The 11,004-nt window shown below is 63.8% G+C and carries 10 protein-coding genes; 9 read left to right on the top strand and 1 reads right to left on the bottom strand.

Annotated elements, in window-relative coordinates; translation table 11 throughout:
• Window positions 1-252 precede the first annotated feature (252 nt).
• The 6 genes from lptC to ptsN all read left to right on the top strand — a co-directional run bounded on the left by lptC (window position 253) and on the right by ptsN (window position 6,053).
• On the top strand, window positions 253-987 hold the full coding sequence (lptC, locus tag AC630_RS32525) for an LPS export ABC transporter periplasmic protein LptC (protein WP_074122532.1): 735 nt from the start codon (window positions 253-255) through the stop codon (window positions 985-987).
• A 5-nt stretch (window positions 988-992) separates the two neighbouring features.
• Entirely contained in the window at window positions 993-1,703 is a 711-nt protein-coding gene (locus tag AC630_RS32520; protein ID WP_074122533.1) for an LptA/OstA family protein, read from the top strand.
• 236 nt (window positions 1,704-1,939) lie between these two features.
• The gene (lptB, locus tag AC630_RS32515; RefSeq protein ID WP_074122531.1) at window positions 1,940-2,953 is read left to right on the top strand and encodes an LPS export ABC transporter ATP-binding protein; all 1,014 of its coding nucleotides are present in this window, start codon (window positions 1,940-1,942) and stop codon (window positions 2,951-2,953) included.
• Between the two features lie 90 nt (window positions 2,954-3,043).
• Window positions 3,044-4,687 (top strand): RNA polymerase factor sigma-54, encoded by a 1,644-nt coding sequence (rpoN, locus tag AC630_RS32510; RefSeq protein WP_074122530.1) that lies wholly within the window; start codon window positions 3,044-3,046, stop codon window positions 4,685-4,687.
• An 80-nt stretch (window positions 4,688-4,767) separates the two neighbouring features.
• Window positions 4,768-5,370, top strand: a complete 603-nt coding sequence (gene hpf / locus AC630_RS32505) for a ribosome hibernation-promoting factor, HPF/YfiA family (RefSeq protein WP_074122529.1) — start codon at window positions 4,768-4,770, stop codon at window positions 5,368-5,370.
• Window positions 5,371-5,591: 221 nt separating this feature from the next.
• A complete protein-coding gene (gene ptsN, locus AC630_RS32500) occupies window positions 5,592-6,053 on the top strand; it encodes a PTS IIA-like nitrogen regulatory protein PtsN (RefSeq protein ID WP_074122528.1) in 462 nt (153 codons plus the stop codon).
• Between the two features lie 166 nt (window positions 6,054-6,219).
• Here the strand turns inward: ptsN and AC630_RS32495 are convergent, their stop codons facing one another.
• Complete coding sequence (locus AC630_RS32495; protein ID WP_245330583.1) at window positions 6,220-6,858, bottom strand: TetR/AcrR family transcriptional regulator; 639 nt, start codon at window positions 6,856-6,858, stop codon at window positions 6,220-6,222.
• A gap of 323 nt (window positions 6,859-7,181) precedes the next feature.
• On the opposite strand from AC630_RS32495, the gene AC630_RS32490 reads away from it, so the two are divergent.
• The 3 genes from AC630_RS32490 to AC630_RS32480 are packed head-to-tail and all read left to right on the top strand — an operon-like array spanning window position 7,182 to window position 10,719.
• Window positions 7,182-7,985, top strand: coding sequence for an SDR family NAD(P)-dependent oxidoreductase (locus AC630_RS32490; RefSeq protein ID WP_074122527.1), 804 nt, complete (start codon window positions 7,182-7,184; stop codon window positions 7,983-7,985).
• A 37-nt stretch (window positions 7,986-8,022) separates the two neighbouring features.
• Window positions 8,023-9,144, top strand: a complete 1,122-nt coding sequence (locus AC630_RS32485) for a DUF5938 domain-containing protein (protein ID WP_074122526.1) — start codon at window positions 8,023-8,025, stop codon at window positions 9,142-9,144.
• A gap of 51 nt (window positions 9,145-9,195) precedes the next feature.
• Window positions 9,196-10,719 carry an acyl-CoA synthetase gene (locus tag AC630_RS32480; protein ID WP_074122525.1) on the top strand — a complete coding sequence of 508 codons (1,524 nt, stop codon included), beginning with the start codon at window positions 9,196-9,198 and terminating at the stop codon, window positions 10,717-10,719.
• The last annotated feature ends 285 nt before the right edge of the window (window positions 10,720-11,004 follow it).

Raw genomic sequence — 11,004 nt, 5'->3', positions numbered from 1 at the left:
GGACATTTTCGCGCATTCCTAGAGCATGATCCGGACCCGAAGGGCCGCGTTAGCGCAAAGTGTGCAGCGGTTTTCCGAAAAGATCATGCTCAAACAATAACCTACACCGCCTCGAGCGGCAGCCAGGTTGGAGCTGCCGCCCCGTTTCGGACACTTTCGTAACGGCCTGTCCCGGGCTGCATATTCAGCCGGTGCCGGGTAGAATGCGGCGCCCATTAACTGGACAAGGCGAGCGACACCTCGGGAGCTCAGGTGAATTCGGCCCAGAATCCAACCTACGATGCCGCGCTTGCGGCGAAGTTCGCCAGCGCGGCACGTCACAGCCGCCTGGTGCGGATTCTGCGCATCGCCGTGCCGGGTGCGGTGCTGTTGTCCTTGGCCGCCATCGTCGGCGTGTCGATCTTCAATCCGTTCCGAATGCTGATGCCGAAGCTGCCGATCGATACCGGAAACATGGTGGTGTCGGGCACCAAGATCACCATGGAATCACCGCATCTGGCCGGCTACACGCCGGACCGGCGGCCCTATGAGCTCTGGGCCAAGGCGGCGACGCAGGACATTACCGACCCTGATCATGTCGATCTCTCGGATCTGCGCGCGAAGGTGCTGATGGAGGATCAATCCACTTTGTTCCTCGATGCCCGCACCGGCCGCTTCGACAACAAGCAGCAGCAGCTCGACCTGCACAAGGACATCTTCCTGCGCACCTCGACGGGCTACGAGGCGCGGCTGAACTCGGCCTTCGTCGACATGGGCAAGGGCACGGTCTCGTCGGATGACCATGTCGACGTCAAGCTGACCAACGGAACGCTGACCGCCGATCGGCTGCGCATCACGGAAGGCGGCGAGGTCATCCGCTTCGAAGGCAATGTGGTGATGCATCTGGACAAGCTGGACGACGGTGCCGCCGCTCCGCCTGCGCCCGTCGAACCCGCGCCGCCGACGAAGCCGCGCGCGCCCCAAAACAAGTCCGCCAATTCAAGATGATTTTCATGATCAGGTTTTTTCCGCGCAGCGAAGAAAAGCGTCGCGCCATCCTCCGTGCGGCCGCGCTCGCTGTCGGCATCGGGCTGACGGGTGCGGCAATCGCGCAGAGCACGATGCAAGGCGTGCCCAACGCGATGCAGGGCTTTTCGCAGAATCGCGATCAGCCGATCCAGATCGAAGCCGCCTCGCTCGAGATGCGCGACAAGAAGAAGGAAGCGACCTTCGCCGGCAATGTGAAGGTCGTGCAGGGCGATACCACCATGACCTCGAAGACGCTGGTGGTGTTTTACGAGTCGGGCGGCGACAAGCCCGCTACGCCTCAGCCCACGGCTGCGAAAGGGGCCAAGGCCGCGCCGATGCAGTCGGCGACACCGGGGCCCGGCGGCAGCTCCTCGATCAAGCGGCTGGAAGCGCGCGGCAATGTCGTGGTCACCCAGAAGGACCAGGTGGTGACAGGCGAGACCGCCGTGTTCGACACCAAGACCAACCTCATCACCATGCTCGGCGGCGTGGTCCTGACGCAGTGCAAGAACGTGCTGCGCGGCGACCGGTTGATGGTCGACATGACGACAGGTGTGTCGCGGGTGGAATCCGACAGCGGCCGGGTGCAGGCGCTGCTGCCTCAAGGCGGCGGCAGTGATTGCGGTCCGGGCGGTCCAGCCAAGCCCGGTGCGGGCCCGCCGCTGCAATTGCCCGGCGCAGGTAAACAAAAGTAAATTTCGTACGCAAATACAATGGCTTGGCTCGGGTGCGGCCGATCCGAGGTTGAAGCTTGCCCGGCGAGACTGTATCTAGCGCCAAGGGCTTTCGAAGCGGGGTCCGCCGCTTTTCGGGCTTGTTTCACTGGGCATGAGACATCCCTTCATTCACGCTGCGTCGGCAAATCGAGAGGCCGGCGCGGCAGCTCGCGCGAGCACCGCGCAGGATCACCGTAGAAGGCTAGAAGGCGGGGATGGTCGATCTATTCAGCATGTTCCGTCGGCGCCCCGCCAAGCGCGGCCGGCCAGGATTTGCGCGTCAGGACATCACTGCGCTCGGTGACAGCGTCGGGGGCCTCGTGACCAGCCCGGTGCGGGATGCGCCGCCGATCGCCCGTGACCAGCCAATGCACGCGCCCGATCAGTTCCAGGCCGAGTTCCAAGCCGACTACCAAGCCGAGCCGCCGTCGCGACCGCAGGCAGTTCACCCCGTCAGGAGCGCCGCCAGGCCGAACGGCGCCGGCGGGCCGCAGCTGCTGCGGCGGCCGGGCTTTCTGGCTGTGCATAGCGTGGAAAAGGCCTTCGGCAGCCGTCAGGTGGTGCGCGGCGTCAGCATCTATGTGCGCCGCGGCGAAGCCGTCGGCCTGCTCGGCCCGAACGGGGCCGGCAAGACCACCGTGTTCTACATGATCACCGGGCTGATCAAGGCCGATCGTGGCGCGATCGAGCTCGACGGCCATGACGTGACGAAACTGCCGATGTACCAGCGCGCGCGGCTCGGCATCGGCTATCTGCCGCAGGAAGCCTCGATCTTCCGCGGCCTCACCGTCGAGCAGAACATCCGCGCCGTGCTCGAAGTGGTCGAGCCCTCGCGCAAGAAGCGCGAGCAGCAGCTCGATGAGCTGCTCGACGAATTCAACATCACGCGCCTGCGGAAATCGCCGTCGATCGCGCTGTCCGGCGGCGAGCGGCGCCGCGTCGAGATCGCGCGCGCGCTGGCGACGCGTCCGAACTACATGCTGCTCGACGAGCCCTTCGCCGGCATCGATCCGATCGCGGTCGGTGACATTCAGGACCTGGTCCGCCATCTCACCAATCGCGGCATCGGCGTGCTGATCACCGACCACAATGTGCGTGAGACGCTCGGCCTCACCGATCGCGCCTATATCGTCTACGCCGGTGAAATCCTGACCGAGGGGAGTCCGGATGAGATCGTCGCCGATCCGGACGTTCGCCGGCTTTACCTTGGCGAGGAATTCCGCCTCTAGCCCGTTTTTCCGATCCGTCAAGACGTGTACATCGGGCTTGGACTAGGATAAGCAAAAATCGGACCAATTTTTGGGAACGGTTCTTGCTTCATGGCGCTTTCGCAGAGATTAGAGTTCCGGCAATCGCAGTCGCTGGTCATGACGCCGCAGTTGATGCAGGCGATCAAGCTGCTGCAATTGTCCAATCTCGATCTCACGACGTTCGTGGAAGAGGAGCTCGAGCGGAACCCCCTGCTGGAGCGGGCCAATGACGAGGCCCCCGCGGGCGAAGCCCCGGCCGAGATCGGCCAGTTCGGCGATGGCGATGAGTCCGGTGGCCAAGAGGATGGCCAAGGCGACGGTCACGGCGATGACGGCTTTGGCGGCAGCGGTACCGCCTTCGAGCCGGGCCAGGAAGAATGGATGAGCAAGGATCTCGGCACCCGCGCCGAGATCGAGCAGACCCTCGACACGGGCCTGGACAACGTCTTCTCCGAGGAACCGGCCGAGGCCGCGGCGCGCAATGCCCAGGACGCGGCGCCGAGCGTCTACACCGAGTGGGGCGGCGGCGCCTCCGGGGACGAAGACTACAATCTCGAGGCGTTCGTCGCCGCGGAGACCACGCTCGCCGACCATCTCGCCGAGCAGCTTTCCGTTGCCTTCACCGGGCCCGCGCAGCGCATGATCGGCCAGTACCTGATCGACCTCGTCGACGAGGCCGGCTACCTGCCGCCTGATCTCGGCCAGGCCGCCGAGCGTCTTGGCGCCTCGCAGCAGGACGTCGAGGACGTTCTTGCCGTGCTGCAAAAATTCGATCCGCCGGGCGTCTGCGCGCGCAATCTGAGCGAATGTCTGGCGATCCAGCTCCGCGAGCTCGACCGCTACGATCCGGCGATGCAGGCCCTGGTCGAGCATCTCGATCTCCTCGCCAAGCGCGACATCGGGGCCTTGCGCAAGCTCTGCGGCGTCGACGACGAGGACATTGCCGACATGATCGGCGAGATCCGCCGGCTCAATCCGAAGCCCGGCATGAAGTTCGGCTCGGCCCGTTTGCAGACCATGGTGCCGGACGTCTATGTCCGCCCGGGTCCCGATGGCGGCTGGCATGTCGAGCTCAACAGTGACACGTTGCCGCGTGTGCTGGTCAACCAGACCTACTATTCCGAGCTGTCGAAGAAGATCGGCAAGGACGGTGACAAGTCCTATTTCACCGACGCACTGCAAAACGCGACCTGGCTGGTGCGCGCGCTCGACCAGCGCGCCCGCACCATCCTGAAAGTTGCGACCGAGATCGTGCGCCAGCAGGACGGCTTCTTCACCCATGGCGTGGCGCACCTGCGGCCGCTGAATCTGAAGGCCGTCGCCGACGCCATCCAGATGCATGAATCCACGGTGTCGCGTGTTACCGCCAACAAATACATGGCGACAAATCGCGGCACATTCGAATTGAAATACTTCTTCACGGCCTCGATCGCCTCGGCCGACGGCGGCGAGGCACACTCCGCGGAAGCCGTTCGCCACCACATCAAGCAGCTGATCGATTCGGAAGAGCCTTCCGCGATCCTTTCGGATGATTCCATCGTGGAACGGTTGCGCGCCTCGGGCATTGATATTGCCCGCCGCACGGTCGCGAAGTACCGCGAAGCCATGCGCATTCCTTCCTCGGTGCAACGCCGTCGCGACAAACAGAGCGCTCTTGGTAACGTCCTCTCCACCGCACTGTCCGATCGCTCCCGCAACACCGAGCCGGCCTGATTGCGCTCGCGCCAAATCGCGTTACTCTCAATCTCCCATCGAGACCGATCCAAGCTAGGGCAAACCAAGCGAGGCATCACATGACTCTCAGAATTTCAGGAAAGAGCATCAGCGTCGGCGACGCCCTGCGCGGCCGCGTTGCCGACCGCACCGACGAGGTGCTGCGCAAATATTTCGACGGCAATTATTCCGGCCATATCACGCTGAGCAAGGACGGCTTCGGCTTCCGAACGGACTGTGCGCTGCACCTCGATTCGGGGATTACGCTTGAGGCCGATTCGAACGCGTCGGACGCCTACGCCAGCGCTGACCAGGCGCTGCTGATGATCGAGAAGCGGCTCAAGCGCTACAAGAGCCGGCTCAAGGACCGTTCCGCCCGCAAGGCCCACGTCGCCTCCGCCGCCCTCGCTGCCCTCGATGCCACCAGTTATGTGCTCGAGGCGCCGGAGGGTGAGGACGAGGTCACCGGCTACAGCCCCGTCATCATCGCCGAGGCCACCACCTCGCTGAAGGCGCTGTCGGTTAGCGAGGCGGTCATGGAACTCGACCTCAGCGGGGCTCCCTGCCTGGTGTTCCAGCACGGTTCCAGCGGCCGGGTGAACATCATCTACCGCCGGGCCGACGGCAATGTCGGCTGGATCGACCCGCCGGGATCCAAGGCGGCCGGAAAAGCAGGCGATTAGGGCCGAGACCGGGCCCGGTACCGCCCGCAGCCCTTAACAATCATCGGGGCAAAGCTGCACGCGGGAGTTGGCACCGGGATTGCGTTGGAGTAGAAGCGCCCCACATCAGGACCGGGGCTAAGTCCCCCTCCTGCTTCACGTTCTTGCCGCCGGCCCGGCGTGGTTCTTTCCAAGCTGGCCATTTCGGAACCTGACGGTTTAATTCACCTCGGAAAACTTCCATGCCGATTACCGATCTGGTCGCGCCCGAGGCGATTCTTCCGGCACTGAAGGTCAACAGCAAGAAACAGGCGCTCCAGGAACTCGCAGCCAAGGCCGCCGAGCTCACTGGCCAGAACGAGCGCTCGATCTTCGAGGTTCTGCTGCAGCGGGAAAAGCTCGGCACCACCGCCGTCGGCTACGGCGTCGCCATTCCTCACGGCAAGCTGCCCAAGCTGGAAAAGATTTTTGGCCTGTTCGCACGCCTCGATCGCCCGATCGATTTCGAGGCGATGGACGGCCAGCCGGTCGATCTCGTGTTCCTGCTGCTGGCCCCGGAAGGCGCCGGCGCCGATCACCTCAAGGCGCTGGCGCGCATCGCCCGCCTGCTGCGCGACCAGGACATCGCCAAGAAGCTCCGCGCCTCGCGCGATGCGCAGGCGATCTATTCGGTGCTCGCGCTGCCGCCGGCGACCGCGGCGTAACCCTTCATCGCGATGTGGCCTTCGCAGCAAAGCTGCGCAGCGCTAAAGCGCGATGAATCGTCATCGCGCTTTAGATTATTGTTTGAGCATGATCTCCGCACAAACGCGTTCCGCGTTTGTCGCGAGGGAAAACCGCTCCACACTTTTCCGGATCATGCTCTACTGATCAGCTCAGATCGTCGGCAGCAGACGTCGTACCTCGGCAAGGAGTTCGGGAACGGCCCTCGTGTCGTTGGCGAGGTGCCTGAGCAACGCGCTCTGAAACAGGCCGTCGAATAGCGCATAGAGCGCAGCGGGGGGACGAGACCGGTTGCCTGCCGCTCAGTTCGGCATAGCGCGACGCGACGCGCCAGATCATCGCTTCCAGGCTCTTGTCGATCTCGAGCACGTCCTTGCGAAAGGCTGGCTCGAACATCGCCTGCGAGCGCAGGTCATACCAGAGCCGGTGCATTGGGGCTTCGGTCTCGAGCGTCGCGGCGAGCTTGGCCAGAAACCCCTCGGTCAACTCCTCGCGGCTCCGTGCCGAGACGACCACCTCGTCATATCGCGTTACGCACTTCGCCTTGTAGTGCCGGACACAACAGCAGATGAGGTCGAGCTTGTCGCTGAAGTAGTAGTGAAACACGCCGTGCGTGAAGGACGAATTCTGCGCGATCTCGCGCAGGCTGGTGCGCGCGAAGCCAAGCTCACCGAGGGTTTCGAGCGCTGCTTCCGCAAGCTCGATCCGCCGCGCGTTGAACTTCTCGTCCCGCGGCACCTCTGCCACGGCCACGCGCTGGGCCGCTCCTGTCGCTCGCCGCGCCATTCCGCACTTTCCTCCGTCTCTTCGTCACGACGTTCATATCGTGATCCATCGCCTAGAGATCACCCTCTTTGACAACTGTCAAACTTTTAGCTTGACAACTGTCAAGCTCCGGGAGGACGGTGCGCAACAAGAATTTGGACAGTCGTCAAGACTGTCGACAAGCGGAGGAAATGAACCGCCGGCGCCGCGCCGCCGGAACGGACTTGCCTGCCGTTGCGCCGTTACGGCGCAGTCTGCTGGCACCGTGCTGCCGATCGCAGCACGCACCAAACCGATCATCAGCCAACAGATCAGCCAAGAGATCAGCCAAGGGAGGACGTGCGATGAGCGAGAAGAATCTTGAGGGCCGCAAAGCCCTGATCACCGGCGGGGCGCGCGGGATCGGGGCCGCCATCGCGCATGCTTTGGCGCGATCCGGTGCAGCCGTCATGATCGGCGACATCCTTGATGACGCAGGCAAGGCCAGCGCGGCCGAGATCGCCAAGGCCGGCGTGAAGACCGGCTTCGTGCATCTCGACGTCACCGACGATGCGCAGTGGGAAAAAGCTGTTACCGCGACGGTCGCGACGCTCGGCGGCTACGACATTCTGATCAACAACGCCGGGATCGAGATCACCTCGCTGGTGAGCGAGATCAAGGCTGAAGACGCGCGCCGGATGTGCGACGTCAACATCGTCGGCACGGTGCTCGGCATGAAGCATGCCTTCCGCGCGATGCGGCCGGACGGGCTCGCCGGCCAGGGCGGCGCGATCGTCAACATCGCCTCGGTCGCGGCGACGATCGCCTTTCCGAGCATCGCAGTCTATTCCGCCACCAAGTCGGCGGTCGATCGCATGACGCGCGTGGCGGCGATGGAAGCCGGCAAGCTCGGCTTCGGCGTGCGCGTCAATTGCATCTATCCCGGCTTGATTCCAACCGACATGGGCCTGCAGCTCGCCAACGACATCGTCAAGGTTGGCCTCGCGCCCGATGTCAACGCGGCCGTCGGCTCCGTGGTCGAGCAAACGCCGCTCGGGCGCCTTGCCGAGGTCGGGGATATCGGCGCCGCCGCCGTCTTCCTGTGCTCGAACGATGCGCGCTCGATCACCGGCATCGGCCTGCCGGTCGACGGCGGCATGGGCATGTAAGCCCGCAACCCAACGACAACCATTTCGGAGGATCGCCATGAGCGAGAAGAAGCCCGTCGTCGTCTACGGCGTGTCCGGCTACACCGGGCGCCTGGTCTGCGAATACTTACGCGAATACAACATCCCCTTCATCGCGGCTGGCCGCGACGCCGCCAAGGTGAAGGCGGTGGTGGAGAAAATCCCGGGCATCGAGACTGCCGACTACGAGATCGTCGGTGTCGAGCACAATGTCGAGGCGCTGACGAAACTGTTCAGGGGAAGCAGGGTGGTCAGCAACATGGTCGGCCCGTTCATCAAATACGGACCGGAGGTGGTGGAAGCGGCGCTACAGGCCGGATGTCACTACACCGATACGACGGGCGAACAGGATTGGGTGTTGCAGGCGCAGGAGCGCTGGGGCGCCAAATTCGCCGAAAAGGGCCTTCTGCTGTCGCCCAATCTCGCGCAGATGTACACGACCGGCGAAATCGCCGCCAACATCTGCCTGGAGACGCCAGGCTTGGATACGCTCGACATCCTGGTGTTCTGGAAGGGCCTTCCGACCTACGCCTCGACGCAGACGATCTTCACCATTCTCAAGGCCAACTGGTACTATCTCGAACAGAACAAGTATGTCGAATGGGACGTCACCGCGCGTGCGGACGTCGTCGTCCCCGGCCAGCACGAGACCGCGATCGCGGTGCCCTGGGGCGGGACCGCGCACCCGGTCTGGTTCAAGAACGATCCGCGCGTGAGCAACTGCCGCGTGCTCGGTGGCGTTCTCTCCCGTCCCGTGATGGAGGGCGTGGTGCAGACCACGCAGATGGTGAAGGAGAAGATCAAGCCACTGCCGCCCGCGGAACAGGAGAAGGCGCTGGCGGACATCGCTGCCACCCTGCAGGCCTCGATGCCACCGCGCGAGAATCCACGGGTCAACACGTCGATCGATTCGGTCCACGCCTCCGGTCCGCTCGGTCGCGCCCATTGCGTGATCCACGGCAACTGCAACTACAAGCAAACCGGCATGCTGCAGGCCTATGCGGCGTTTTCGCTGCTGCAACAGGCGCCGCGGCGTACCGGATTCGCGTCCGGGTGCCAGGCATTCGGCCACCGCGAGCTGCTCGGACAGTTGCGCAGCTTCGGGCTCGTCAGCAAGCCGATCCTGACGGTACACGATTGAAACGCCGGCGGGTGGCGCTCGACGGCGTCACCCGCCACATGAGGGACGATCATGCGCTTCACCGATTATCTGGACAAAGGCGTCTCGCTCGGTACTGAGGCGCCGTGCCTCACGATGGACGGACGCGATCTCAGCTATGGCGAGGTGCAGCGGCTGAGCTACCGCATTGCGCGCGGGCTCGACCGTTCCGGCGTTGCGCCCGGCGAAAAGGTCGCGATCCTGTCGGGCAACGATCCACTCGCCTTCAGTTGCGTGTTCGGCATTTCGCGCGCCGGCGCGGTGTGGTGTCCGATCAATCCGCGCAACGAGGCTGCCGAAAACAGGTTCATTCTCGATCAGTTCGATTGCAGCCTGTTGCTGTTTCATTCGAGCTTCGCCGCAATGGTCGAGGCGGTGCGGCATGAACTGCCGAAGCTGCGCGTGCTGGTCTGTCTCGATCTCGAATTGCCGTTCGCGCCGTCCTTCGAGCGCTGGCTCGATGGCCTTGCCGACGACGTCTATCGACGTGAGCCGGTCGACGATCTCGTGATGATACCGGGCACCGGCGGCACCACCGGCAAGCCGAAGGGTGTGATGCTCTCCGGGCGCAACATCGAGGCGATGACCGCGTCGACGCTCATGGGCTACCCGTTCAGAGGCCGGCCCGTCTATCTTGCTTTGGCGCCGCTGACGCATGCCGCCGGCGTACTCAGCTTTCCGATCATGACGCTCGGCGGGCGCATCGTGATCATGCATCATCCTGATATCGGCGAGTTCCTGACGCTGATCGCGCGCCATCGCGTCACCCACACGTTCCTGCCGCCGACCGTGATCTACATGCTGCTGGATCATCCGCAGCTCGCCTCAAGCGATCTTTCCTCGCTCCAGTGCTTCTGGTACGGCGCCGCACCGATATCCGCTGCGCGGCTCGAGGAAGCCTTGCAGCGGATCGGGCCGATGGCCCAGCTATTCGGTCAGACCGAGGCGCCGATGATGATCTCGATGTTGCCGCCGGACGGGCATTACAATCCGGACGGCGGCATCGCGCGAGAGCGCCTCGCCTCCGCCGGACGGATCAGCCCGCTGGTGACCGCCGGCATCATGGACGGCGATGGCAATCTGCTGCCGACCGGGTCGCGCGGCGAAATCGTGGTGCGCGGTTCGCTCGTCATGGAGGGCTATTACAGGAATCCGGAAGCGACGGCCGAGGTCTCGGCGCATGGCTGGCACCACACCGGCGACATCGGCTATATCGACGGCGACGGCTATCTCTACATCGTCGATCGCGCCAAGGACATGATCATCACCGGCGGCTTCAACGTCTACTCGATCGAGGTCGAGAACGCGTTGCGCGCCCACGAGGCGGTGCAGGATTGTGCGGTCATCGGGCTGCCTGATCCGAAGTGGGGCGAACGGATCGTGGCCGTGGTGCAGCCGCGGACCGGCCATCGGATTAACCCCGCGGCGCTCGCCGCCTTCGTCAAGGGACAGATCGGTAGCGTCAAGACGCCGAAGCAGATCGAAGTCTGGGATGATCTTCCGCGTTCCAAGGTCGGCAAGGTCCTGAAACCGGATATCCGCGCGCGATTGACCTGATCGAGCTTGCCTGCGCGCCTCGTGCGACGCACAGGCGATTTGTTCGGTGCTCGCGCCGCCGTCCGCGTCGGCGGCTTAAGCCAGAGCGTGTACTCGCAAAGGCGCAGACGTCGGCTTTTGAGGTTAAGCAGAAATCTTACGCTTGATCGGGATCGGGGATTTGCCGGTCTTGACCCTGGCTGTGTAGAAACACGAAAGATCGAAACGCGGCGAGAATTACATTCTTCATTTCGTGCTTTAAGTTGGTCGCGCTTGCGAGTTTGGGGGCTAAGAAGGTCGTGGACG

This window comes from Bradyrhizobium sp. AS23.2, from assembly GCF_001908185.1.
Taxonomy (GTDB): Bacteria; Pseudomonadota; Alphaproteobacteria; order Rhizobiales; family Xanthobacteraceae; genus Bradyrhizobium.
This window is presented reverse-complemented; position numbering and strand designations above follow the sequence as displayed.

Coding starts and splice junctions, on each gene's coding strand:
- AC630_RS32495 (WP_245330583.1), bottom strand. CDS start 6,858: ATGGCGCGGCGAGCGACAGGAGCGGCCCAGCGCGTGGCCGTGGCAGAG.
- lptB (WP_074122531.1), top strand. CDS start 1,940: ATGGTCGATCTATTCAGCATGTTCCGTCGGCGCCCCGCCAAGCGCGGC.
- AC630_RS32490 (WP_074122527.1), top strand. CDS start 7,182: ATGAGCGAGAAGAATCTTGAGGGCCGCAAAGCCCTGATCACCGGCGGG.
- ptsN (WP_074122528.1), top strand. CDS start 5,592: ATGCCGATTACCGATCTGGTCGCGCCCGAGGCGATTCTTCCGGCACTG.
- AC630_RS32520 (WP_074122533.1), top strand. CDS start 993: ATGATCAGGTTTTTTCCGCGCAGCGAAGAAAAGCGTCGCGCCATCCTC.
- hpf (WP_074122529.1), top strand. CDS start 4,768: ATGACTCTCAGAATTTCAGGAAAGAGCATCAGCGTCGGCGACGCCCTG.
- rpoN (WP_074122530.1), top strand. CDS start 3,044: ATGGCGCTTTCGCAGAGATTAGAGTTCCGGCAATCGCAGTCGCTGGTC.
- AC630_RS32485 (WP_074122526.1), top strand. CDS start 8,023: ATGAGCGAGAAGAAGCCCGTCGTCGTCTACGGCGTGTCCGGCTACACC.
- AC630_RS32480 (WP_074122525.1), top strand. CDS start 9,196: ATGCGCTTCACCGATTATCTGGACAAAGGCGTCTCGCTCGGTACTGAG.